At 61.7% G+C, this 23,227-nt stretch carries 22 protein-coding genes; 21 read left to right on the plus strand and 1 reads right to left on the minus strand.

Annotated features, from left to right (window positions below; all coding sequences use genetic code 11):
- Nucleotides 1–9 precede the first annotated feature (9 nt).
- From phnL to ASD44_RS18620, 15 genes are all read left to right on the plus strand, one after another.
- Nucleotides 10–717: a phosphonate C-P lyase system protein PhnL gene (phnL, locus tag ASD44_RS17225; protein WP_056114746.1), complete on the plus strand. Its 708-nt coding sequence runs from the start codon at nt 10–12 to the stop codon at nt 715–717.
- Between the two features lie 2 nt (nt 718–719).
- Nucleotides 720–1,457, plus strand: a complete 738-nt coding sequence (locus ASD44_RS17230; RefSeq protein ID WP_082542520.1) for a DapH/DapD/GlmU-related protein — start codon at nt 720–722, stop codon at nt 1,455–1,457.
- A 67-nt stretch (nt 1,458–1,524) separates the two neighbouring features.
- Nucleotides 1,525–2,373, plus strand: a complete 849-nt coding sequence (phnC, locus tag ASD44_RS17235; protein ID WP_056114749.1) for a phosphonate ABC transporter ATP-binding protein — start codon at nt 1,525–1,527, stop codon at nt 2,371–2,373.
- Between the two features lie 27 nt (nt 2,374–2,400).
- A complete protein-coding gene (gene phnD / locus ASD44_RS17240) occupies nt 2,401–3,390 on the plus strand; it encodes a phosphonate ABC transporter substrate-binding protein (protein WP_056114752.1) in 990 nt (329 codons plus the stop codon).
- 58 nt (nt 3,391–3,448) lie between these two features.
- Nucleotides 3,449–4,267, plus strand: a complete 819-nt coding sequence (gene phnE / locus ASD44_RS17245) for a phosphonate ABC transporter, permease protein PhnE (RefSeq protein WP_056114756.1) — start codon at nt 3,449–3,451, stop codon at nt 4,265–4,267.
- 14 nt (nt 4,268–4,281) lie between these two features.
- Nucleotides 4,282–4,989, plus strand: coding sequence for a DUF1045 domain-containing protein (locus ASD44_RS17250; protein ID WP_056114758.1), 708 nt, complete (start codon nt 4,282–4,284; stop codon nt 4,987–4,989).
- A gap of 1 nt (nt 4,990) precedes the next feature.
- The gene (locus tag ASD44_RS17255) at nt 4,991–6,127 is read left to right on the plus strand and encodes an alpha-D-ribose 1-methylphosphonate 5-triphosphate diphosphatase (protein WP_056114761.1); all 1,137 of its coding nucleotides are present in this window, start codon (nt 4,991–4,993) and stop codon (nt 6,125–6,127) included.
- A 55-nt stretch (nt 6,128–6,182) separates the two neighbouring features.
- Complete coding sequence (gene phnN, locus ASD44_RS17260; RefSeq protein ID WP_244478797.1) at nt 6,183–6,770, plus strand: phosphonate metabolism protein/1,5-bisphosphokinase (PRPP-forming) PhnN; 588 nt, start codon at nt 6,183–6,185, stop codon at nt 6,768–6,770.
- A 143-nt stretch (nt 6,771–6,913) separates the two neighbouring features.
- Nucleotides 6,914–7,798 carry a dihydrodipicolinate synthase family protein gene (locus ASD44_RS17265; RefSeq protein ID WP_056114764.1) on the plus strand — a complete coding sequence of 295 codons (885 nt, stop codon included), beginning with the start codon at nt 6,914–6,916 and terminating at the stop codon, nt 7,796–7,798.
- 11 nt (nt 7,799–7,809) lie between these two features.
- Complete coding sequence (locus tag ASD44_RS17270; RefSeq protein ID WP_056114767.1) at nt 7,810–8,484, plus strand: GntR family transcriptional regulator; 675 nt, start codon at nt 7,810–7,812, stop codon at nt 8,482–8,484.
- Between the two features lie 85 nt (nt 8,485–8,569).
- Nucleotides 8,570–9,904, plus strand: coding sequence for an extracellular solute-binding protein (locus tag ASD44_RS17275; RefSeq protein ID WP_056116452.1), 1,335 nt, complete (start codon nt 8,570–8,572; stop codon nt 9,902–9,904).
- Nucleotides 9,904–10,827, plus strand: a complete 924-nt coding sequence (locus ASD44_RS17280; protein WP_056114770.1) for a sugar ABC transporter permease — start codon at nt 9,904–9,906, stop codon at nt 10,825–10,827. The genes ASD44_RS17275 and ASD44_RS17280 overlap by 1 nt, the downstream gene beginning before the upstream one ends.
- Nucleotides 10,824–11,645, plus strand: a complete 822-nt coding sequence (locus ASD44_RS17285) for a carbohydrate ABC transporter permease (protein WP_056114773.1) — start codon at nt 10,824–10,826, stop codon at nt 11,643–11,645. The genes ASD44_RS17280 and ASD44_RS17285 overlap by 4 nt, the downstream gene beginning before the upstream one ends.
- A gap of 2 nt (nt 11,646–11,647) precedes the next feature.
- Complete coding sequence (gene ugpC, locus ASD44_RS17290) at nt 11,648–12,706, plus strand: sn-glycerol-3-phosphate ABC transporter ATP-binding protein UgpC (RefSeq protein ID WP_056114775.1); 1,059 nt, start codon at nt 11,648–11,650, stop codon at nt 12,704–12,706.
- 95 nt (nt 12,707–12,801) lie between these two features.
- Nucleotides 12,802–12,975 carry a hypothetical protein gene (locus ASD44_RS18620; protein ID WP_200946430.1) on the plus strand — a complete coding sequence of 58 codons (174 nt, stop codon included), beginning with the start codon at nt 12,802–12,804 and terminating at the stop codon, nt 12,973–12,975.
- A gap of 6 nt (nt 12,976–12,981) precedes the next feature.
- Here ASD44_RS18620 and ASD44_RS17295 read toward each other — a convergent pair whose 3' ends face one another.
- The gene (locus ASD44_RS17295) at nt 12,982–13,629 is read right to left on the minus strand and encodes a TetR/AcrR family transcriptional regulator (protein WP_082542522.1); all 648 of its coding nucleotides are present in this window, start codon (nt 13,627–13,629) and stop codon (nt 12,982–12,984) included.
- A 134-nt stretch (nt 13,630–13,763) separates the two neighbouring features.
- Between ASD44_RS17295 and ASD44_RS17300 the strand changes: the two genes are divergently transcribed.
- The 6 genes from ASD44_RS17300 (at nt 13,764) to ASD44_RS17325 (ending at nt 23,171) form a co-directional block, all read left to right on the plus strand.
- Nucleotides 13,764–14,240 carry a (2Fe-2S)-binding protein gene (locus ASD44_RS17300; RefSeq protein WP_056114777.1) on the plus strand — a complete coding sequence of 159 codons (477 nt, stop codon included), beginning with the start codon at nt 13,764–13,766 and terminating at the stop codon, nt 14,238–14,240.
- On the plus strand, nt 14,237–15,220 hold the full coding sequence (locus ASD44_RS17305) for a xanthine dehydrogenase family protein subunit M (RefSeq protein WP_056114779.1): 984 nt from the start codon (nt 14,237–14,239) through the stop codon (nt 15,218–15,220). The genes ASD44_RS17300 and ASD44_RS17305 overlap by 4 nt, the downstream gene beginning before the upstream one ends.
- A complete protein-coding gene (locus tag ASD44_RS17310; protein ID WP_056114781.1) occupies nt 15,217–17,532 on the plus strand; it encodes a xanthine dehydrogenase family protein molybdopterin-binding subunit in 2,316 nt (771 codons plus the stop codon). The genes ASD44_RS17305 and ASD44_RS17310 overlap by 4 nt, the downstream gene beginning before the upstream one ends.
- 1,570 nt (nt 17,533–19,102) lie before the next feature.
- Entirely contained in the window at nt 19,103–19,948 is an 846-nt protein-coding gene (locus ASD44_RS18525; RefSeq protein ID WP_056206874.1) for a hypothetical protein, read from the plus strand.
- Nucleotides 19,945–22,050 carry a peptidase domain-containing ABC transporter gene (locus tag ASD44_RS17320; protein WP_056114789.1) on the plus strand — a complete coding sequence of 702 codons (2,106 nt, stop codon included), beginning with the start codon at nt 19,945–19,947 and terminating at the stop codon, nt 22,048–22,050. The genes ASD44_RS18525 and ASD44_RS17320 overlap by 4 nt, the downstream gene beginning before the upstream one ends.
- Entirely contained in the window at nt 22,050–23,171 is a 1,122-nt protein-coding gene (locus tag ASD44_RS17325) for a hypothetical protein (RefSeq protein WP_056114792.1), read from the plus strand. Before ASD44_RS17320 ends, ASD44_RS17325 begins: the two co-directional genes overlap by 1 nt.
- Nucleotides 23,172–23,227: the final 56 nt, after the last annotated feature.

Here is a 23,227-nt window from a genome sequence, read left to right on the forward strand (position 1 = left end):
GCAGCGTCGATGTCACTTTTGCTTTCCGTTTCCGGCCTCTCGAAAACCTTCACCATGCATCTGCGCGGCGGTTTGGCGCTTCCGGTCATCTCCGGAGCCAGTTTCGAGCTTATGTCAGGCCGCTGCGCCGTCCTCGGCGGTCCCTCTGGCGCCGGCAAAAGCTCGATCCTGAAAATGCTCTACGGCAATTATGCCGCCGATGGCGGATCGATACGGGTGCGGCATGACGGCGAGGACATCGATCTGGCGACGGCATCGCCGCGTAAGGTGATCGAGGTTCGGCAGCGCACCATCGGTTACGTCAGCCAGTTCCTGCGCGTCGTGCCGCGCATCGGCGCGCTGGACATCGTTGCCGAGCCACTGGTCGAACGCGGCGTCGAGCGCAGCGCCGCGAGGGAACGGGCGGCGGTTCTGCTGGCCCGGCTGAACCTGCCGGAGCGGCTGTGGCGTCTGCCGCCGGCGACATTTTCCGGCGGTGAACAGCAGCGCGTCAATGTCGCGCGCGGTTTCATCACCGATCATCCGATCCTGCTGCTGGATGAGCCCACCGCTTCGCTCGATGCCGCCAACCGCGCCGTCGTGGTCGACATGATCGACGAGAAGAAGCGGGCCGGTACAGCCCTTCTCGGCATATTCCATGACGCGGAAGTGCGTGCCGCTGTCGCCGATACAATCATCGACGTTGCAGGCTTCGCACCCGACCGGAGGGCTGCCTGACCATGCCGCGCCTGTCAGAAACGCCTCGGATCGATCCAACCGCCGTGGTCGAGGATTGCGAGTTTGGCCGTTTTACCGAGGTCAACGAAGGCTGCCGCCTCTCCGAAACCGTTCTCGGCGACTATTCCTATCTGATGCAGGACTGCCAGACTTGGTGCGTCACCATCGGCAAGTTCGCCAACATCGCTGCATCCGTTCGCATCAATGCCACGCATCATCCGATGACGCGGGCGACGTTGCACCACTTCACCTATCGCGCCGGCGACTATTTCGAGGACGCCGGACACGAGCCGGATTTCTTCGCCGCCCGCCGCGCCAAGCGGGTGGTCATCGGCCATGACACCTGGATCGGCCACGGCGCCGTCATCCTGCCCGGCGTTACCATCGGCGATGGCGCTGTAGTGGGATCTGGCGCCGTCGTCACCCGCGATGTCGCGCCCTACGCGATCGTCGGCGGCGTGCCGGCCCGGCTTATCCGGATGCGGTTTCCGGCCGACATCGCGGCCAGGATGCGCGCTCTGGCTTGGTGGGATTGGGATCATGCGCAGCTACGCGCCGGGTTGGAAGATTTCCGCACCCTTTCTGCCGAGCAATTTCTCGACCGCTACGAACCGGCGGCTGCGCATCACGCGCCTGTGGACGGTCATGAAACTGACATCGGACCGCAATCCTCGCGTCACGGGCGACCGTTAGTTGCGGAGCAGGACTGGGCCCAACCGCTCGGGACATCGGGCGGATAACGGCAACCGGAACGGTTTTTGCCCATCATCATCGTCACCGCCAGCAATCAACAAAGGAAAGACCGCAATGGGTGCCATATCCATCAGAAATCTCTCCAAGACATTTGGCAAGAAGCTGGCGCTGGACAATGTCAGTCTCGACATCGGCAGCGGCGAAATGGTCGCCCTGATCGGCGCGTCTGGCTCCGGCAAGAGCACGCTCATCCGGCATATTTGCGGCCTGGAGACGGCGCAGTATGGCGGCGGGGCGATCGACATCATGGGTTCGCAAATCCAGGGCGGCGGACGGCTGGCGCATGGCGCCAGGCGGCTGCGCCGCGATGTCGGCGTCGTGTTCCAGCAGTTCAACCTCGTCGGACGCCTGTCGGTGCTTTCGAATGTACTGCTCGGCAATCTGGGACGGATCTCGCTTTGGCGGGGCACGTTCGGCCTGTTCACGGGCGAAGAGAAACGAGCAGCGCGTGAAGCGCTGGCGCGGGTCGGCATCCCGGAAGTTGGCTGGCAGCGCGCCTCGACGCTTTCCGGCGGCCAGCAGCAGCGCGCGGCCATCGCCCGCACACTGGTGCAGAAGTCCCGAATCCTGCTCGCCGATGAACCGATCGCATCGCTGGATCCGTCTTCGGCGAGGCGCGTCATGGAAGTGCTGGCGACGGTGAACCGGGAAAACGGCATCACCTGCGTCGTCTCACTGCATCAGGTCGAATATGCCCGCCGCTATTGCCCGCGCACAATCGCCCTTCGCGACGGTCGCATCGTCTTCGACGGCCCATCGGCGGAACTGACCAACGCCATGCTGGTGGAACTTTACGGCGACGGTTCCGAGGAACTGGTCCTTCCGGATATCGAGGCGCCGAAGAAAACCCCGTCCCGTCCCGTCAGGCCGGTTCTGAAGCCAGCCGGCGTGTTTGCAGCCTGAACAATCCCAACCCAAAAGGAAAAATCCATGAACGTCTTTTTGAAGACCTTAGCGGCGGCCACGCTTGCCCTCACGGTGACTGCGGCCCATGCCGAGACGATCGATTTCGGCATCATATCGACCGAATCCCAGCAGAATTTGAAGCCGAAATGGGAGCCCTTCCTGGCCGATATGGCGAAGAGCACCGGCCTCGACATCAAGCCCTTCTTCGCATCGGACTATTCCGGCGTAATCGAAGGCATGCGGTTCAAGAAGGTGCAGTTGGCCTGGTACGGCAACAAGTCGGCCATGGAAGCGGTCGATCGCGCCGAAGGCGAAGTCTTCGTCCAGACGGTCAGCGTCGAAGGCGAGCCCGGCTATTGGTCGCTGATCCTGGCGCCCAAGGACAGCAAGCTCAATTCAGTCGAGGATTTGCTGAAATGCGACCAGTCGCTGAACTTCGGTCTCGGCGATGTGAATTCGACCTCCGGCTACCTGGTGCCGACGACCTTCATCTTTGTGGCCAACAAGGTCGACCCCAAGACCTGCTTCAAGAACGTCACGAATTCCAACCATGAGACCAACGCCATGGCGGTGGCCAACGGCCAGCTCGACGCCGCCGCCAACAACACCGAAAACATGACTTTGATCGAAAAGAACAATCCGGAAGCCTTCGCCAAGATCAAGATCATCTGGAAATCGCCGCTCATCCCGGCCGATCCGATCGTCTGGCGCAAGGATCTTTCCGCGGAGACGAAGGCCAAGATCAAGGATTTCTTCCTCACCTACGGCACCGACAAGTCGAAGGGCGATGCAGCCAAGGAAAGGGAAGTCCTGGCCGGTCTTGAATGGGCGCCCTTCCGCGAATCCAGCAACGATCAGCTGCTGCCGATCCGCGTGATGGAGCTGACCAAGTCGATCGCCAAGATCGAGGCCGACACCAAGCTCTCGGCGGATGACAAGAAGGCCAAGATCGAAAAGCTAGAAGCCGAAAAGAACGGCTACGAAGCCAAGATCAAGGCCAGCAACCAGAGCTGACATCTTCTGACGCTGCGCCGGCCGGAAATCCGGCCGGCGGCATGCATTCGAGGCACACATGACGCATCTCGCCGACAGTCCTCCCCTCAAGGCGCCTCGCCCGGAAATCGCGCGCGACTGGACGCGCACGCTGTGGACAGCCTTCATCTGGATCGCCCTGGCGCTCCTGCTGATCTGGAGCTGGGGGCCAGCCGAGATGTCGCGGTGGACTTATCTGTTCACCGATGCCGACAACATGGCCAGCTATGCGGCGGGTTTTGCGAACCCGAACTTCTCCGAATGGCGCTACTATCTCGCGGAAATGGGCGTCACCATCCAGATCGCGCTGTGGGGTACGTTTCTGGCGGCTGTTCTCGCGATCCCCTTCGGGGTGCTTTCGGCCCGCAACATGGCGCCCTGGTACATCGTCCAGCCGGTCCGCCGCCTCATGGACATATTCCGCTCCATCCACGAATTGGTGTTTGCGGTGCTTTTCGTGGTCGCTGTCGGCCTTGGACCGTTCGCTGGCGTCATGGCGCTGTTCATCCACACCACAGGCATCCTGGCCAAGCTTTTCTCCGAAGCCGTGGAGGCTGTCGATCCTCGGCCCGTCGAGGCGATCCGCTCGACCGGCGCGACTCGCCTGCAGGAGGTCGTCTTCGGCGTCATCCCCCAGGTCATGCCGCTGTGGGTTTCCTATGCACTCTACCGCTTCGAATCGAATGTCCGCGCCGCAACGGTGCTCGGCGTCATCGGCGCCGGCGGCATCGGCCAGGTCCTCTTCGAATCCATTCGCGGCTTCTACTATGGCGAGGCCGCGGCAATGCTCATCATCATGCTGGTGACGGTCTCGTTGATCGACCTTCTGTCGCAACAGCTGCGCAAGCTGTTTCTCTGAAGTGTGAATCGGCCATGCGATACGCCCTGTATTTTACGCCACCTCCCTCGCACCCGCTGACCGCGGCCGCGTCGCGTTGGCTGGGCCGTGACGCCTTCAGCGGCGGCATGCAGCCTTTGCCGCACGTCTCCGGAGTGACCGCGCTGCAGGGAGAACGTCTCGTCGGAGAGCCGCGTCGCTACGGTTTCCACGGCACGCTGGTCGCACCGTTCAGGTTGAGCCCCGCCGCCACGCCGGACCAGCTTGGCCGCTTGGCCGAAACTTTCTGCGCGGATCTGAGACCCTTCGAATTGCCGAAGCTCGAAATCGTGCGGATCGGCCGTTTCTTCGCCCTCTGTCCCGAGCGTAGAGACAGCCGGATCGATAATCTTGCCGCTTCGGCGGTCGATCATTTCAACCCGTTGCGGGCGCCGCTGGACGAAGCCGAAATCGCAAGACGCAAGCCGGACGCCCTGACGGCGCGGCAGCAGGCGTACCTGCTTCGCTACGGATACCCATACGTCAAGGAAGAATTCCGCTTCCACATGACGCTGACCGGCCCGGTCGATGCCGGTGAGGAAGCCCCCGTGCAGGCGGCCCTGCAGGCCTGGTTCGAACCGGTGCTGGCGGAGCCGATATCGATCGAAAGCCTGTGCATTTTCAACGAACCGGAAACGGGCGCTCCGTTCGTCGTTTTGAGCCGCCACGCATTCGCCGCCGCGACGGCGAGAAAGATCGCCTGACATGCAAGAGACCGTCCTCAAAAACGCGAAACTGGTGTTCGAACACGAAATCATTTCCGGCTCTGTGGTTCTCCGCGACGGCATGATCTGCGGTGCCGCTGCCGGGCCGCATACAGGCGGCGAAGACATGGAGGGCGACTATATCGTTCCCGGTCTGGTGGAATTGCATACGGACCATCTGGAATCCCACTATTCGCCACGGCCGGGCGTGCGGTGGGACAGCATGGCCGCCCTGCAGGCGCACGATGCCCAGGTTGTCGGTTCGGGTATCACAACCGTCTTCGATTGCCTGCGGTTGGGCTCGGATGAAGACGGCGGTTTTCTGAAGGGGGAGATGCGCGCCATCGGCCATGCGATCGAGCAGGCAGGCAACGAGGAGCGGCTGCGCGCCAGTCACCTGATCCATCTGCGCTGCGAAGTTTCGGCCGGCAACGTGCTGGAGCATTTCGAGGATTTCCGCGGCGATCCGCAGGTGCGACTGGCCTCGCTTATGGATCATGCGCCGGGTCAGCGGCAGTTCGCGACACTCGACCAGTACATTCTTTACTACAAGAAAAAGGTCGGGCTGAGCGACGCGGAATTCGACCGCTTCATGGCCCGCCGGCAGCAGGATTCGGCGAAATATTCGGCCGGCAATCGCAAGGCCATTGCGCAGGCCTGCAACGATCGCGGCATCGCCATCGCCAGCCATGACGACGCGACGCTTGAGCATGTCGAGGAATCGAAAGGCTTCGGCGTTCGGCTGGCGGAGTTCCCGACCAGCATCCAGGCGGCCCAGGCGTCGCACGAGGCGGGCATGTCCGTGATGATGGGCGCGCCCAACATCGTGCGTGGCAAGTCGCATTCCGGCAATATTTCGGCCAAGTCACTGGCCGATGCCGGCGTTCTGGACGTGCTCTCGTCGGACTACGTGCCGATCAGCCTCATCCATGCGCCGTTCCTGCTGGCTTCGGAGGAGGGCGGCATGGACTTGCCGCAGGCGATCCGGTTGGTGACGGCAACGCCGGCGCGAACCGTGGGGCTGGAAGACCGCGGCCTCATCGCCGAAGGTTTGCGGGCCGATCTGGTCAGGGTTCGCCACAAGCAGGGCGTCCCCGTCGTACGATCTGTCTGGCGAGAGGGGCGGCGCGTTGCCTGAGCGCGATGTCCTTCAGGATGCCGGCCCTGCTTGCGGGCGGACCGGAAAGCTTGTCGTGATTGTCGGCCCCAGTGGTGCCGGCAAGGACAGCCTCATGGACTATGCCAAGACGCGGTTGGCCGGCGATCCCCTTCTCCATTTCGTCCGCCGCGCGGTGACGCGTCAGGTTGACGCCACCGCCGAAGATCACGATGCAATGTGCGCCGCCACATTCGAGGCGGCTGCGGCGTCCGGCGTTTTCGCGGTGACATGGGAAGCCCATGGATTGAAGTATGGCATTCCCGATACGGCGCGCGCGCATACCGCCAATGGCGGCATCGCCGTCGCCAACGGGTCGCGCGGCGCGCTCCCGGCAATCCGGGCGCGTTTCGAGGACATCGCCGTAGTGCTGGTTCACGCAGCGCCAGAGGTGTTGGCTCAAAGGCTGTCGGCGCGAGGCCGTGAAACCAGAGCCGAAATCGTCGCCAGACTGGCGCGCTCCGCCTATGCATTCGAGCATCCGGTTCCCGATCTGAGGCTCGACAACGGTGGCGAACTTGCTGCCGCGGGGGAGTTGCTGGTCGCCTTCCTGCACCGTCTGGCGGGGCAGGCTTGCGGGCGAAATCAGTCCCGCGACCTGCGTGGTTCGGGCCTGCACATCTAACGGCTTCGAAGTCGATAGGCGAAGTCCCAGGCCATTTTGAGCATGTTCACGGCGACCGTGCCGCTACTCCTTCGTCGAAATATCGAGCCTTGACACTACTTGACATGTCGCTAACATGTTAGGTGTGGCATCAGGGCGGAAACATGCGTTCAAAAGAGATTTTCGGATTGTCGGCGGCGCTCATTACGCCTTTTGACGAGGGTGGAGGCATCGACCTTGCCCGCCTTGTGACCCATGCCCGCAACGTGCTTGCGGAAGGTTGCGACAGCGTCACTGTTTTCGGCACGACCGGGGAAGGTTACGGCATTAGCCTGATGGAGCGCGCCGCGGTCATGGGCGCCCTTGCAGGCGCTGGCATCGAGCCTGCCAAAAGGGTCTATGCCGGTGTCATGGCAGTCACCACCGACGACGCGGTCGCCCAATCCCGTGTCGCTCTTGACGCCGGCGCCCGCGGTCTGTTGTTCGCGCCGCCTTTCTATCTGAAAGGCGTCGAAGACGAAGGTCTCTATGCATGGTTTTCGCGCACGATCGAAAAGATCGGCGCTTCGGCACGCGGCGTCATCCTCTACCACATACCCGGCCAGACCTCCGTGCCCATATCGGTGTCGCTGGTGTCGAGGCTGAGAAAAGCTTTTCCCGGCGTCATTTCCGGGGTCAAGGATTCCTCCGGCAGATGGGAGGATGCTGAGGCTTTCCTGGCGGAGCATGGCGATCTGGCGATCCTGATCGGCGAGGAACGGCTGCTGGCCCGCGCCGCCAGGGCCGGTGCAGAAGGCTCGATCTGTGGTCTCGCCAACATGGCGCCGGCGCTGCTCCGCCCGGTGATTTACGAAGGCAAGGACAGCGATAAGGTAGTTCGGCTGGTCGATATGATAACCAGCTTCCCGGTGCTGCCCACGGTCAAGGCTTTGACCGGCCATGTCCGCAAGGATGCCCGCTTTGGCAAGGTGCGGCCGCCGATCAGCGATCTCGAGCCGGCGCTTGCCAAAAAGGCGGCGGACGCCTTTGATGCTATCCTTGCGGCATAGGAAACGACAGGGTGAACAGTCCCGCGGCAACGCCTCCGTCTGAAAGCCAGAACCTCCGGGACAAGGCCTATGTCGGCTACACCAGGAGCCTGCTGGAGCAGCAGATCAAGCCGGGACAGTTCATCACCCAGCGCGAACTGGTCGCGATCACCGGTTTTCCTCTCGGCTCGATCCGGGAACTTGTGCCGCGACTCGAGGCAGAAGGGCTGATCCGCACGGTGCCGCAGCGCGGCATGCAGGTTCCGCAGGTGGATCTCGCTCTGGTTCGCAATGCGTACCAGTTCCGCGCCTTTCTGGAGGAGCCGGCTGCGCGCCTGTTCGCGCGCGACGCTTCCGATGATGCGATCGCCGCCTTGCGCGAAAGCCATGAACGCATCCTGCACAGGCACGAGAACGGCGATGCCGCCAACCTCATGCAAGACGCCGAGGCGGTCGATTTGAGCCTGCATGAGGCGATCATCGGACTGCAGAACAACGAGATACTCTCCAACGCCTATCGCGTGAACTGGCTCAAGATAAAGCTGATCAGGCTGGCGGAAACGCGCCTCTATGTGCCGATGATTCCGGAGGTGATGGGTCAGCATCTGGAGATCATAGCGGCGTTCGAGCGGCGCGATGAGGACGCGGCCGCGCAGGCCATCACCAAACACATTGAAGTCGCGCGGCGGAGGGCTGTCGATATCTGACGAATGCCGCCTTGGGCTGCGCCGGGAGGAGGCGTGTTCGCGGGTCGGTGGAATGTCCACAATTAAAAAAACGATGGAGGAAGACATGACGTTCAAGACATTCAAGCCAAGCAGACGCGAGTTCCTTGCCGGCGCCGCCGGCCTGGGTGCCGCGGGTCTTATCGGCGCCCGACCGGCATTTTCCGCCGAGGTCGACTGGAAGAAGTTTTCCGGCCAGACGCTCGAGGTCAATCTGGTCAAGAGCCCGCGCAGCGACACGCTGCTGAAATACATGTCGGAGTTCGAAGAACTCACCGGCATCAAGGTCAACGCGGAGGCCACACCTGAACAGCAGCAGCGCCAGAAGACGGTGATCGAACTGAGCGCCGGGAAACCCAGCTTCGACGTTGTTCACCTGTCCTATCATGTGCAGAAGCGCCAATTTGAGAAGGGCGGCTGGCTCGCCGATATCGGCGGCTTCGTCAAGGACCCGACGCTGACCGATCCCGGGCTCACCGAGGCCGATTTCGCCGAGGCCGGTCTGGAGTTCGCCAAGGACGGCGATGGCGCGCTGCGGTCGCTGCCGTTCTCGGTCGACTACTGGATCATCTATTGGAACAAGGACCTGTTCGAGAAGAAGGGCCTGCAATACCCGGCGAGCTTCGAGGAGTTGACCAAGGCCGCCGAAGCGCTGACCGACAAGGACGCCGGCACATTCGGCTTCGTTGCGCGCGGGCTGAAGAACGCCAATGTGCCGGTCTGGACCTCGCTGATGCTCGGCTTCGACAAATATACCGTCGATAAAGGCGTGCTGCAGACGGAAACCCCCGAAGCCATCGAGGCGGCGAGCATCTACAAACGCCTGATGACGGTCTCGGCTCCTCCCGGCGTCGCAGGGTTCAACTGGGCGGAATCGCAATCAGCGTTCCTTCAGGGCCGCATCGGCATGTGGTTCGATGGCGTCGGCTTCGCGCCACCGCTCGAAGACCCAAATAAATCGCGCGTCGTCGGCAAGGTTGGTTATGGCGTCATGCCGAAAGGCCCCAAGGCGCATGCGTCGGGCACGTTCGGCGACGGCATCGGCGTCACCGCCGCCAGCGAGAAGAAGGAGGCCGCCTATCTGTTCTGCCAATGGGCTGTTTCGCCGATCATGGGCGCACGGCTGCTGCAGGCAGGCGCCGGCGTGCCGTTCCGCAAGTCCATACTCGGCGATCAGAAAGTCCGCGAGGGCGTCACCATGCCGGGCGAGTGGGTCGACGCTGTCGCGGGGTCCGGCGAGATCAGCCGGCTGGCGCTGCCGGTCATCGTTCCTGTGACGGAATTCCGCGATACTTTCGGCGTGGCGCTCACCAATCTGATTTCCGGCGGCGATCCTGCCGCCGAACTCAAGAAGGCGACGGAAGCCTTCAAGCCGGTGCTTGAAAAGAGCGAAAAGGCCTGATGGCCGACGCGACCGCGCCCACCGCTTACGACGTCGAGGGCCAGCCGGTTCGGCTGGCCCCGAACTACTGGCCGTTCGTCCTGCCTGCGCTGGTTGTGGTGTTGGCTGTCATCGTCTTTCCGTGGGTGTTCACCATCTGGATGAGCGCCAACGAGTGGACGCTCGGCCAACCGCGAAGCTTCGTCGGTGCGGCAAACTACGTCCGTCTCTGGGGCGACCCGCGCTTTTGGGAATCGCTCGTCCACACGCTCTGGTACACGCTGCTGTCAGTCGTTGCGCCGCTGTTTCTCGGCACGCTGGCGGCTTTGATTTTCGATGCGCGCTTTCCGCTGCGAGGCTTTCTTCGCGCCATCTTCGTCATGCCGATGATGGCGACGCCGGTGGCCATCGCGCTGGTGTGGACGATGATGTTCCATCCGCAGCTCGGCGTGCTGAACTATCTGCTGTCGCTGGTGGGCATTCCGGCGCAGGAGTGGATTTTCAATCCCAACACCGTCATCCCTTCGCTGGTCGCGGTCGAGACCTGGCAGTGGACGCCGCTGGTGATGCTGATCGTGCTCGGCGGCCTGGCCTCGGTGCCGCGCGAACCTTTCGAAAGCGCGGAGATCGACGGCGCCAATTATTGGCAGCAGTTCCGCTTTATCACGCTGCCGATGATCATGCCCTTCATCATGGTCGCGGCCATCATCCGCACCATCGATGCGCTGAAGAGCTTCGACATCATCTTCGCCATGACCCAGGGCGGTCCCGGAACGGCTTCGGAAACGATCAACATCTACCTCTACAACACCGCCTTCGCCTACTACGACATCGGCTATTCGTCGGCGATGGCGATCATCTTCTTCATCATCATCGTGGCGCTTTCGCTCGTCCTCCTGATGTTGCGCCAGCGCATGCAATGGTCGGAGGTGAAAGGGAAATGAACAGCAGCTTCCTCAACCGCCTCGGCCTCTTCTTCGTCGCGCTGGTCATGGTCTCGCCGGCGATCCTTTTCTTCATCTGGATGATTTCGCTGTCGCTGAAGTTCGAGATCGACAACGGCGCCTATCCGCCGATCCTGATCCCCGAACGTTTCGCCTGGGTGAATTATGTGCAGGTGTTCCGCGAGAACAATTTCTTCCTCTATCTGTGGAATTCGATCCTGGTGACCGGCACGGCTACGCTGCTCGCCTTGCTGATCGGGGTTCCTGCCGGCTACGGAATTGCGCGGCTCAAAGCCGACAAGGCGGCTGTCGTGGTCATGATCGCCCGCATGACGCCGGGTCTTTCCTATCTCATACCGCTCTATCTGCTGTTTCAGTGGGTGGGTCTCGTCGGCACAATCTGGCCGCAGATCATTATCCACCTGGTGGTGACGGTGCCCATCGTTGTCTGGGTGATGATCGGTTACTTCGAGACAACACCGATGGAACTGGAAGAAGCGGCGAGCATTGACGGCGCCAGCTCCTGGCAGGTCTTTCGGCTCGTCGCGCTTCCCATCGCCAAGCCCGGCATTGTCGTGGCGCTGATCCTGTCGGTGATCTTCTCCTGGAACAATTTCGTTTTCGGCGTCGTGCTCGCCAACCGCGAGACGCGGACGCTGCCGGTCGCCGTCTACAACATGCTGTCCTATGAACAGGTGAGCTGGGGGCCACTGGCGGCCGCGGCGCTGGTGGTGACGCTGCCGGTGCTGGTGCTGACCATATTCGCGCAACGGCAGATCGTGGCGGGCCTCACGGCCGGCGCCGTAAAGGGTGGGTGAGAATGGCCTCTGTTGAAATTCAGGACGTCCGCAAGGAATTCGGCTCGGTCAAGGTCATTCGCGGCGTGTCCGTGGATATCAGCGATGGTGAGTTCGTCGTGCTGGTCGGGCCATCTGGCTGCGGAAAATCGACCCTGCTGCGCATGATCGCAGGATTGGAGACGATCAGCTCAGGGACGATCAGGATCGGCGACCGCGTCGTCAATGCTTTGCGCGCCCGTGACCGCGACATCGCCATGGTATTCCAGAACTACGCGCTCTATCCGCACATGACTGTCGCTGACAATATGGGCTTTGCGCTGCGCATCAAGAATTTCGAGGCTGCGGAAATCGCGAGCCGTGTCAGCAATGCGGCCGCGATTCTCGGTCTCGAAAAGCTGCTCGAACGTTATCCACGGCAGCTTTCGGGAGGCCAGCGCCAGCGCGTGGCCATGGGACGCGCCATCGTGCGCGATCCGTCGGTCTTCCTGTTCGACGAGCCGCTATCCAACCTCGATGCCAAGCTGCGCGTACAGATGCGTGGCGAGATCAAGAGCCTGCACCAGCGCCTCGGCACCACGACGGTCTATGTTACCCATGATCAGATCGAGGCGATGACCATGGCCGACAAGATCGTCGTCATGCATGACGGCATCGTCGAGCAGGCCGGCGCACCGCTGGAGCTTTACGAGTGGCCAGCCAACATGTTCGTGGCCGGCTTCATTGGCTCCCCGGCGATGAATTTCGTTGCCGGCAAGGTTGGGAGCGGCCGCTTCGTCAGCACGAAGGGGTTGGAACTGCCGGTCTCGGCGGCTGCGGCGGGTGCAGCTGAGGGGCGTGATGTTTTGTATGGCATCCGGCCCGAACACATTCATTTCGCGACCGCCGGCATCAGTGGTGAGGCGCTGCTTGTCGAGGCGACCGGGTCGGAAATCTTCACGAGGCTGCGGTGTTCCGGCGAAACGCTCTCCTGCCTGTTCCGCGAACGCGGACTGGCGCTGCGCCTCGGGCAGGCCGTATCGGTCCGCATCGACCCTGTGGATGTTCATCTGTTCGATGCGCAGACGGGTTCCCGCCTCTGACAGAGACGGAACGAAATGCGGCGCCGTCCGTTCGAATTTCGAATGGGAAAAACCCCGCTGGGGTCAAGGCTTCGGACAGCGCTGAAAGGAAGGACATGGCCGACGAGAGCGAAAGGCTTCCGACGCCCGGCGGCGACGATCCGGATGTGCGGTTTCTTGCCGAAAACACCGACCTTTCACCGAAGCAGGCCAGGGAATTGATCGCCGAGCATGGCCACGATCGTAAGAGGCTGCTTGAGATTGCACGCACCCGAAAGGCCGAAGGTTAGCCGGCTTCAGCGCGTTTCGCCTCTCCAGCGCAGGCCATCCATGAGCAGCATGGTCAGCCGTCGGGAACGGTCGCGCCAGTCCGGGCTTTCCGGCGCCGAATAGATGCCTGAAAGGGCATGCAAGATATCCTGGCTGTTGATGTCCGGACGGATCGATCCGCTTGTCACCGCAGCGCTCACCAGCATATCCAACACCCGGGCGACCTTGCCTGACGTATCGGAAAACAGGGACGAATTACTGGTGAGAAGGATGCGCAGGCTTTTGGCCAGCCCGCGCTTGGTCGCTATGTAATCGACGAAACGCTGCATCCACAGCTCCAGCGCCACGTCGGGTTTGTGCTCATGCGCCAGTTCGCCAGCCGCCGCGATCAGGCTCTCGACTTCGCGCCTGTAGACGATTTCTACCAGGTGCTCGCGCGTCGGGAAATGCCGGTAAAGTGTGCCGATGCCCACATCCGCGCGTCGCGCGATCTCTTCCAGAGGGGCATCGACACCCTGTTCGCCAAAAAAGGTCGCGGCGGCCTGTATGAGCTTGTCGCGATTGCGTTGCGCATCGGCGCGCAAAGGCCTTGGCTCGGTGTCAGAGACGGCGTCTGCCCGGCCCGGCTCTTCCGGCGAGGCGGATTCTATTTTGTCCTTGGGCTTGAAACGCATGGTGGTCCGCCCCAACTGTTAAACGGAGGCACCCTCCACTTAGGATTCCGCGTCTTCAAGTCAACATTCGAATGAAGAGCAGGTCCCTGAGGCCGTTTCAACCGTCCGCGTCAAGCAATCGGAGCCAGACGCCCATGAGCAATAAAATCGACATCACTCTAAACGTCAATGGCAGGCCGGAAGCCCTGCAGCTTGAACCGCGGGTCACGCTGCTTGACGCCTTGCGCGAACAGCTTGGACTGAACGGCACCAAGAAGGGTTGCGATCAGGGCCAGTGCGGCGCTTGCACCGTGCATATCGATGGCGAGCGCGTTCTGGCTTGCCTGACGCTCGCCGCGCAGGTCGAGGGCCGCGAGGTCACCACCATTGAAGGTCTGTCGAAACCGGGTCAGAAAGCCCACCCGGTCCAGGCCGCTTTCCTTGAACAGGATGCGTTCCAGTGCGGCTACTGCACGCCCGGACAGATCATGTCTGCGGTCTCGTGCATCCGCGAGGGCCATGCCGGGTCGGATGAGGAAATCCGCGAATACATGTCAGGCAATCTGTGCCGTTGCGGAGCCTACCCCCATATTGTCGCGGCTGTGCGACAGGCAGCGGAGGCCGTGCAATGAGGGATTTTACCTATCAGCGCCCTGCCTCGCTGGCCGAAGCGCGCAATGCCGCCGCTCTCCCCGGCGCCATGCTTCTGGCCGGCGGCACGACATTGCTCGATCTTGCCAAATGCGGTGTGGCCGCGCCGGAAACGGTGATCGACATAAGCCATCTCCCCGGCCTCGCTTCGATCGAGGTCGGCCTCCAAGGCGCCAGGATCGGCGCCTTGGCCAAGATGAGCGCAGTTGCCGACAATGCCGGGATCATACGGGAATTTCCTGCGGTTTCCGAGGCGCTGTGGCAGTCCGCCTCGGCGCAGTTGCGCAACATGGCCACCATTGGCGGTAATCTGCTGCAGCGCACCCGCTGCGCCTATTTCCGCGATCCCTCGGGATTTCCGGCCTGCAACAAGCGTAATCCCGGAAGCGGTTGTTCCGCTCTTGGCGGCGTCACCCGCAACCATGCCGTGCTGGGCGCCAGCCCATCCTGCATCGCAACCAATCCGGGGGACCTCGCGGTTGCCCTGGTCGCCTTCGATGCGCAGGTGGAACTTGGTGCGCGCACAGTTGCGCTGGAGGATTTTCTGCTCACGCCTGGAGACCATCCAGAACGTGAGACCGATTTGCGGCCAGGCGAAATCATCGCCACGGTGTCCATACCTGCATCGGTTGCGGCGCGCCGCTCGACTTATCTGAAGGTTCGCGACCGCCAGTCCTACGAATTTGCCGCCGCCAGCGCCGCTGTCGGCATCGAATTCGAGCCGGACGGCCGCACCATACGCGACCTGCGGGTCGCGCTCGGCGGCGTCGCAACCCGGCCCTGGCGTGCCCGCAACGTCGAGGACGCGTTGAAGGGCAAGGTGCTCGAACCTGATGCCGTGCGCCGCGCCAGCCTGCTTGCCATGGAAGGCGCGATTGCGCAGGCCGACAATCATTACAAGATCGAACTGGCCCCGCGCGTCGTCGCGCGCGCCCTTCTGAAGACAGGAGAACTGGCATGAGCGCTGCCGAAGCCACGCGCCGTTACGGCGATTCATCCGACTCATCCTCAACGGCCAGCGGCAGCGTCATCGGCGCAAGTGTCACGCGCTTCGACGGGTCGGCCAAGATCCGCGGCGCCGCCACCTATGCGCTCGAACACCGCCCCGCCAACGTGGCCCACGCCGTCTTGGTGCCGAGCACCATCGCCGCCGGCCGCGTCCGTTCCATCGGCACGGCTATGGCGGAAGCTGCTCCGGGTGTCTTGAAGGTGCTGACGCCGGACAACGCCCCGACGCTCAAGGCGGCATCCGACTGGCTGGGCAATCCGCCCGCCCGGCCAGACTACCAGCCGCTGACCGCCGAGATCGCCTATGCCGGCCAGTATATTGCTCTTGTCATAGCCGAGACGTTCGAGCAGGCGACGCAGGCTACCCATCTCCTCGATATCGTCTACGAAGAAGCCGATGCCGTGTCGGGCCTTCGGGACGTCGCCGAAGGCGGTGGTTTCCTTGCCGAGCCGATGACGAGGGAATGGGGCGATGCGCAAGCCGCTTTCGCTTCCGCGCCTGTGCAAATCGAGCAAGAATACGAGATGCCGCGCGAATTCCAGATGCCGATCGAGCCCAACGGGTTGATCGCCGAATGGCAGGGCGACAAGTTGACCATATGGGAGCCTTGCCAATGGCTGGATGGCATGGCCCGCACTTATTCCGAATGGTTCGGCATTCCTTTCGAGAATGTCCGCATCATCTCGCCCTATATCGGCGGCGGCTTCGGCTCCAAGGCGTTCTGCGGACCTCATGACGCCATCGGCGCGATGGCCGCGAAAATGCTTGGCAGGCCGGTCAAGCTGGCTTTGACGAGGCCGCAGATATTCAGCAGCATCGGCGGCCGCGCCGCGACCCGCCAGACAATCGCCATCGGCGCGACGAAGGAGGGCAAGCTCCTGTCCATCGTCCATACTGGCGCGAGCGAGACGTCCATCAACGAGACCTGGGTCGAGCCGCTCGGTGTCGTCACGGCGTTGATGTATGCGACGCCCAATTTGTCGTCGCACCAGCGTGTCGTGCGCGTCAATACGGTGATGCCCGGCGCCAAGCGCGCGCCGGGCGAGAACCCCAGCGCCTTTGGCATTGAAAGCGCCATTGACGAACTCGCATACGAGATCGGCATGGATCCGCTGGAAATCCGGCTGCGCAACTATGCCGAGGAAGACCCGCATACGCGCAAGCCATGGTCGACCCGGCAGTTGCGCGAAGCCTTTGCCGCCGGCGCCGAAGCCTTCGGCTGGTCGCGGCGCAAGCCTGAGCCGCGTTCCATGCGCGATGGCCATCATCTGATCGGCTGGGGCGTTGCGGCGGGCACTTACCCCGTGCGCCGTGCCGCCGGTGAGGCGCGGGTGCGGCTGCTTGCCGATGGCACCGTCGAGGTGTCCAGCAGCACGATAGACATGGGGCAGGGTGCCTATACGGTGATCGCCCAGACGGCAGCCGAAGTGTTCGGTCTGCCGCTCGACAAGGTGGCGGTGAAACTCGGCGACTCCTCGCTGCCGCGCGCCGGTGTCACCGGCGGCTCGCGCATGGCCGGCGTCATGACTTCGGCAGTCCACAAGACCGCCGTGGCGCTTCGCGAACAGCTCGTCGAGCTGGCGCTTACCCATCCTGCGTCGCCGTTCCGCGCATTGCAGGCGAATACGCTGACCGTGGCGGATGGAAGGATATCTTCGCCTTTGGCCGACGGGGCGGTGATCTCCATCGGTTCGTTCCTGGCGGCGATCGGCAAGACCGAGATCGACGCCACCCGCGATACGTTCGCAGAAATCGGCATCGATCCCAAGGACAGCTACAAGAACTACACGACGATCGCCATGGCGCCGCCGCCGACGGCCGGTGATTTCTCGCTCCACAGCTGGTGCGCGCATTTCATCGAGGTGCGGGTGGATGAGGATTTCGGCACCGTGCGGGTGTCGCGGGCGGTCTCGGCGTTCGATTCCGGCAGGCTCTACAACCCGCGGCTTGCTGCAAGCCAGATCAAGGGTGGCATCATCATGGGCATCGGTCAGGCCTTGCTGGAGGAAGGTCTGGTGGACGGCCGCCATGCGCGGTTGATGAACGCCAATCTGGCCGACTACCTGATCCCCACCAATGCGGACATCCCGGATATCGAGGTGATCTCCGTCGGCATTCCCGACCCGCATGCTTCGGCATTGGGCGGCAAGGGCGTTGGTGAACTCGGTATCGTCGGCGTCGCCCCGGCGATCGCCAATGCCGTTTTCCACGCGACCGGCAAGCGTATTCGCGATCTGCCGATCACGCTCGACAAGCTGATCTGATTTCGATCTTCCTTGACGATTTCAAAGGCCGCGCTGCTTGATGCAGTCTAGATTCTCAACAGGTGTCCCTGTTTTGAGATTGACAGCAATAATGCAAATTGCAACGCTCAAAAGTGCGATTATTACTTTGCTTGCTTAATATCGGCTGCCTTCAAATAGGAGATCGGAAATGAGCATGGAAAAAGAAATTTCCGCTGAGCGGGATGAACTTGAGATCGTCGAGTTGAACGATAACGAAGTGGCAGAGATTTACGGCGCTCTGCACGCGACTTCTCTTGGCTAAGACGTTCCATAAATTCATACGATGGCCGTCGGTATTCCGGCGGCCATTTCTTTGTGACCGCAACCATCTTGTATGCGGGCCCAGTTGATCGCAAAGCTCCGTCCAATTTTGAAGAAATCGTCCCAGTTTTTAGATTGACAGGGGCGGCGTCGGCTGCAAGCCTGTCTGGGCAAGCACGAACTGCTTGCCGAAGACGACGATCTCTAATCATCGAAGAGGACATGCAAAATGACCAAAATTGAATTGGAAGTCGAAGCCAAGGAAGTCGAGCTTGAAATCGCCGAGCTGACCGAGACTGAAGTCGAAGCCGTTTTCGGCGCCAATCATCCGAAAATCTAACGTCTTCTGACAAGGCGGCGGTGGCCTACGGCCGCCGTTGCTTCACGGCCGACGCAGGTTCGGTCCTTGAAATATGTTTTGAGGACCATCCTGGTGCTTGTGCGAGGTCTTCCGAATTACCGGATGACGATGCGTTGACGCTTGCGCATGGCGGGAAAAGGTTCCGCAGAAAACGTCTAAATTTTCCACTTTAGTCCAAATTTTTAGATTGACACTGACAGGCAGGGCTGCAAGCCTGATGTCTTGGACAGGCGGTCTGTCTGTTCATTGTTACTCTCGCAATTAAAAAGGAGATGCAACATGACCAATGAAACCGAACTGGAAGTCGAGCTCGAAATCGCCGAACTGACCGAGACGGAAGTCGAAGCCGTTTTCGGCGCGAGTCATGCGATCTGAAGTTAGTCGACAATGCAACGGTGGCCTCCGGGCCGCCGTTCGCTTAGGCAGTCACTCCCTACAATATGCTGGGAGAGCTGTAGTCAGGTCCGGCAATAGGCTGTCCGACCTGCTTTCCGCATAGATGCGTTTGAGGACTCGGAGTTCCCCAAGGGAACGTCCAAATTTCCAGTCATTGTCCCATTTTCTAGATTGACAGGATTGGTCGGCGCTGCAAGCCTTCGACCGGGCCGGCATCCGCTTGCCTGTCGATCCATCTCTAGATCCCAGAGGAGAATCACATGAACGAAGTCGTAGAGACCAAGGAAGTTGAGCTCGAGATCGCTGAATTGACCGAGACGGAAGTCGAGGCTGTTTTCGGCGCAGGCCACATCATCTAGACTTTAGATGGCGGCCCGGAGGTTTCTTCGGGTCGTCACCGTTATTAAGGTGAAACGACGGTCTATACCCCGCGCCGGGGTTTTTCGGTACACGTACTGAAATGCCGAGGTACTGGCGTGGCGCAGCGGTCAGCGCGCTTGAACAGAGTGGCTGTGATGAAAAGCGATCCTTTTGGCCGATATAGGTGACGAACCGACAGACAAGAAGTTGGAAAGCAAGCAAAGCCCTAAAGGCCGGGCTTCCTTGTTTCGTATCGAGGCGCTGCAGGCCCGCAACGAATTGCGGGTGGTTGGCGACATAAGTCCCAAGGACGATAACGTCCTTTCCACAGTGGTTTCGGTTGCATCTGTTCTCGGTCTGCTAATCTTCGTATTCTGCCTCATCTATCCCTTTCCCGTCTATGTCGACGCATCCGGCGTGATTGAGCGCACCCCGGCCGATGCGGTCATTTCCAGTTCCATGCCAGGGACGGTTGTCCGGCTCTACGTCAACGATGGACAGGAGATCGCAGGGGGAGCTGCGGTGGCGTGCATTCAGCCTTCGGCACAACAGGTTCGGCCGGCTTCGCAGCCAACCGGCTGCCCCGACATTGGTGGCAACGCCTTCGCTTTGCATACCCCGACTGCCGGGACGGTGTCTCTGGCCTCTCTTCGCGAGACCGATGAAATTGCCGCCAACCAGCCGGTCATTTCCATCCAGCACCCACAGGCGAAACTTGTCGGTTTTGTACTGACGGACCCGCAGAAGGCGACCGCCATCAAGCCTGAAGCGCATGCCACGATATGGCCGGCTGCCTCGCCCCTGTCGCGATCAACCGGGTTCGAAGCGACGGTGACCGGCAACACGATCGATCTTGGCAAGGGAGAAGGCGAGCCTGCGTCTCGGTACCGGATTCGATTGGAAATGGTGTCTGCTCCACCGCCATCGCTTCTTCCGGGCATGCCGTTCCGCGCACGCATTCTGGTCGGTTCGCGGCCGCTTTATCAGTACATCCTGCCGGGTCGGACGGGCGCATGACCTTCTTCGGCAAGCGCGGGTTCCAGACCGTCTTCCAGTCTCGCAATGCCGAATGCGGCCTGGCCTGCCTGACCATGATTGCGCGCTATCATGGTCAGTCCGTGGACCTCGCCACTTTGCGGCAGACGGCTCCGATGTCCAACCGCGGCATGTCGCTGCGTGACCTGATAGATGCCGCGCCCATGGCCGGATTGGCCTGCCGGCCGGTCCGCTGCGATCTTGCGGCGGTGAAGCGGCTACGGCTGCCGGCTATCCTGCATTGGCGTTTCAATCATTTCGTCGTCGTCACCAAGGTGGATGGCGACATGTTCGAAATTCACGATCCGGCGCTGGGGCCGCAGACCGTCGATGCCGCCAGCGTCAGCCGCGCCTTCACAGGCATCGCCGTAGAGCTGGAGGTTTCGAACCCCCTTACCGGGCAACTGCCCAACCGGGGCATCCGGCTTGCCGATCTCTGGCGGCTGGCCCGCGAGCAGAAAGGCATGATGGCGCGCCTGGCCTTCCTCTCGCTGTTCGTGCAGGCGCTGGAACTGTCCGGGCCGCTGTTTTTCCAACTGCTTATAGACCGGGCGGTCTTGTCGCAAAGCATCCCGATCCTGCTGCTGATAACCGGCATTTTCTGCGGCGTCGCCTTTTTCAGCGCCTTTGCCCGCTATTCGCGCAGCGGCGCGGCGATGCGCATTATCCGCGTGCTGGACCTGCAACTCTCGGCCGCCTTGTCGCGTCGTCTGATGGCGTTGCCGTTCGATTTTTTCCTCGCCCGCTCGCCACAGGACATCCTGCAGCGCATCCGCGCCATCCGTCCGGTGCGCGAGCTTGCCTCGGCTGAACTGGTCGAGACCATCTTCGACGCCGTTGGCATGCTTGTCCTGTCGGTCGTCATAATCCTCTACAGCTTTCCGCTGTGGCTGGTGATGATGCTGTTCTCGGCCGTGTATCTCGCTGTTAAGCTCAGCAAACTCGGCAAGACCAAGAACGCCTTGCGCGCCCAGTCCGCCCGCTCCAGCTCCGAAGCCGGCCTGCTGCTGGAAAACGTCCAGGGCGTGGAATCGGTCAAGCTGTTCACTGCCGAGGAACTGCGTCACGTCATGTGGCGCAACACCTACGAGGAACTGTCGCGGGTCGATATCGAGCTGGAATCCTACCGCCAGACCGACAGCTTCGCCGGCGAGATTGTCATCACCGGCGGCCGCATCATCTGCGCCGCGATTGCCGCGCTGTTGGTCATCGAGGGAACGATCTCGATCGGCATGCTGCTGGCGATAGCATTCCTGCAGGCCATCTTCTTCACCAAGGTCCGGCAGTTCATCGACCGCATGATCGACATCCAGAAGATCCAGGAACATCTGGATGAGATGGCCGAGATCATCGACGCCGATCCCGAGCCCCACAGGCTGGCTTCGCCGGCCGTAGCGATGCAGTTGACTGGACAGATTTCCGTCCGCGATTTGAGCTTCCGCTATTCCGAGCGCGACCCGCTTCTGTTTCAGCACCTCTCCTTCGACGTGGGTGCGGGCGAATCCTTCGCCATCACCGGCTCGTCCGGCTGCGGCAAGTCCACGCTTTTGCGGATCATGACCGGGCTCGTGCCGCCCGTGGAAGGCGCTGTTACCTACGATGGCATGGCGCCTTCGGCTATCGGGCTTCTGAATCTCCGCCGCCAGCTTGGCACGGTGTTGCAGAACGACAGCCTGTTCATAGGCACATTGTTCCAGAACATCTCCATGTTCGATTCCAGCGCGGACGAGGAATGGGTGAATGAATGCGCGCGGCTCGCCTGCGCCCACGAATTCATCTCGCGCATGCCGATGAACTACAATTCAGTCATCAGCGATACCCAGGGCGGCCTGTCCGGCGGCGAGAGACAGCGTGTTTTGCTGGCGCGGGCGCTCTACAAGCGGCCTCGCATTCTGCTGCTCGACGAATCCAGCAGCCATCTCGATGCCGAGACCGAACGCCAGGTGAACGAGGCGCTTCGCAGCCTCACCATCACGCGCGTGCTTGTCGCCCACCGCGAGGAAACCATCAAGCTGGCGCAGAACAGGATCGTCCTCGGTCAGTGGCAAGCTGGCCGCCCCGTTGAAGCAGGAGGAACAGGCTGATGACAGTCCAGGCGCAAAGACTTCAGGCCCAGCTTGCCGCTGTGGAAGAGATCGTCGGCCCGCTGAGCATGATCCGCGAAGAGATCGCGAAAAAAGACCTGCCGGCGCACAGCTGCGCCTTTTTGGGCGGCTCGATCACCGATGGCTTCGCAAACAAGAATTCCGACGTCGATATCTATCTGCTCGTAGACAATGACGAGGAGGCAGCCCAAGGCGAACCGGGCACGATGCTGAAGGACGGGAGATTTTGGCAGTTCTATTTCTTGTCAAAATCCATGCTGGACGACTTTCGCCGAAAGATCGCCAACAACACCGTCGCGTCTCTGGTGGAGGACGAACGAGTGACGCTGCATCGCATACTCACCGGCGTCGCCATTTCCGGAGAAGATCGTCTGATAACGGTCCGGCAGGAACTCGACGAGACCCGCCTGCATTACCTCTTGAGCGCGACTTCGTTCGACTTTAGCGGCGGCATGCACAATGACTGCCTGGGGATGAAGGCCGCCGACACGCTGGGTTACCTGCAGTCTGTGCGCATCGGCTACGACTGCATAGCGGACTCGATCCTGAACTTGTGGGGCGATACGGTCGCGCGTCAGAAATGGCGCCTGCGCAGGTTGCAACGGACATTCGGCGACGGACCTTTCCTGGAGGCGTATCTTTCAGTCCTGTGCGGTCCGCACGACAGGTCGCCGGACGGAATGGGCCGGTACATCGACTACTCCATGAGGCTCTGGCAGTTCATGTTCGCGGAGGCGATTCTGGGTTACCTGGCAGGCAGGGATCTTCCTTCGACGATGGAAGGCGCGCGGCGCGACATCAACGATGGTGCAGCTGCGCTGGCGGAATCCCTTGCGTCACCTTCGCGTCATCCCTGCCGCCATCCAGACTATCGGCTGGAGCGCTATGGCGAGGATGGTTTCGTCTCGGCCCGCGCTCAGGCCGAAAAGAAACTATCGCCGCTTCTCGCCGCCATCTGGTGCGCCATGGATGGCAGGCGTGATCCGGAAGCCGTGGTGGAATTTCTCCGCCGCCGCGTGCCGAAGCTGGCGGGATCGCTGACGGTGGAAACAGTCAACAAGGCCGAAGGCATGCTGAGAGCAGCCGGCGTGCTCGCCTGACCGGAGCGGTTCCGTTCGCGGTGTAGCCGGCGACGGCTTGCGGGGCTGGTTGCAAG

Source organism: Mesorhizobium sp. Root554 (assembly GCF_001427025.1).
Classification (GTDB): Bacteria; Pseudomonadota; Alphaproteobacteria; order Rhizobiales; family Rhizobiaceae; genus Mesorhizobium.

Excerpts from the sequence above, each read along its gene's own strand:
- phnL (WP_056114746.1), top strand. The coding sequence starts at position 10 with ATGTCACTTTTGCTTTCCGTTTCCGGCCTCTCGAAAACCTTCACCATG.
- ASD44_RS17230 (WP_082542520.1), top strand. The coding sequence starts at position 720 with ATGCCGCGCCTGTCAGAAACGCCTCGGATCGATCCAACCGCCGTGGTC.
- phnC (WP_056114749.1), top strand. The coding sequence starts at position 1,525 with ATGGGTGCCATATCCATCAGAAATCTCTCCAAGACATTTGGCAAGAAG.
- phnD (WP_056114752.1), top strand. The coding sequence starts at position 2,401 with ATGAACGTCTTTTTGAAGACCTTAGCGGCGGCCACGCTTGCCCTCACG.
- phnE (WP_056114756.1), top strand. The coding sequence starts at position 3,449 with ATGACGCATCTCGCCGACAGTCCTCCCCTCAAGGCGCCTCGCCCGGAA.
- ASD44_RS17250 (WP_056114758.1), top strand. The coding sequence starts at position 4,282 with ATGCGATACGCCCTGTATTTTACGCCACCTCCCTCGCACCCGCTGACC.
- ASD44_RS17255 (WP_056114761.1), top strand. The coding sequence starts at position 4,991 with ATGCAAGAGACCGTCCTCAAAAACGCGAAACTGGTGTTCGAACACGAA.
- ASD44_RS17265 (WP_056114764.1), top strand. The coding sequence starts at position 6,914 with ATGCGTTCAAAAGAGATTTTCGGATTGTCGGCGGCGCTCATTACGCCT.
- ASD44_RS17275 (WP_056116452.1), top strand. The coding sequence starts at position 8,570 with ATGACGTTCAAGACATTCAAGCCAAGCAGACGCGAGTTCCTTGCCGGC.
- ASD44_RS17280 (WP_056114770.1), top strand. The coding sequence starts at position 9,904 with ATGGCCGACGCGACCGCGCCCACCGCTTACGACGTCGAGGGCCAGCCG.
- ASD44_RS17285 (WP_056114773.1), top strand. The coding sequence starts at position 10,824 with ATGAACAGCAGCTTCCTCAACCGCCTCGGCCTCTTCTTCGTCGCGCTG.
- ugpC (WP_056114775.1), top strand. The coding sequence starts at position 11,648 with ATGGCCTCTGTTGAAATTCAGGACGTCCGCAAGGAATTCGGCTCGGTC.
- ASD44_RS18620 (WP_200946430.1), top strand. The coding sequence starts at position 12,802 with ATGGCCGACGAGAGCGAAAGGCTTCCGACGCCCGGCGGCGACGATCCG.
- ASD44_RS17295 (WP_082542522.1), bottom strand. The coding sequence starts at position 13,629 with ATGCGTTTCAAGCCCAAGGACAAAATAGAATCCGCCTCGCCGGAAGAG.
- ASD44_RS17300 (WP_056114777.1), top strand. The coding sequence starts at position 13,764 with ATGAGCAATAAAATCGACATCACTCTAAACGTCAATGGCAGGCCGGAA.
- ASD44_RS17305 (WP_056114779.1), top strand. The coding sequence starts at position 14,237 with ATGAGGGATTTTACCTATCAGCGCCCTGCCTCGCTGGCCGAAGCGCGC.
- ASD44_RS17310 (WP_056114781.1), top strand. The coding sequence starts at position 15,217 with ATGAGCGCTGCCGAAGCCACGCGCCGTTACGGCGATTCATCCGACTCA.
- ASD44_RS17320 (WP_056114789.1), top strand. The coding sequence starts at position 19,945 with ATGACCTTCTTCGGCAAGCGCGGGTTCCAGACCGTCTTCCAGTCTCGC.
- ASD44_RS17325 (WP_056114792.1), top strand. The coding sequence starts at position 22,050 with ATGACAGTCCAGGCGCAAAGACTTCAGGCCCAGCTTGCCGCTGTGGAA.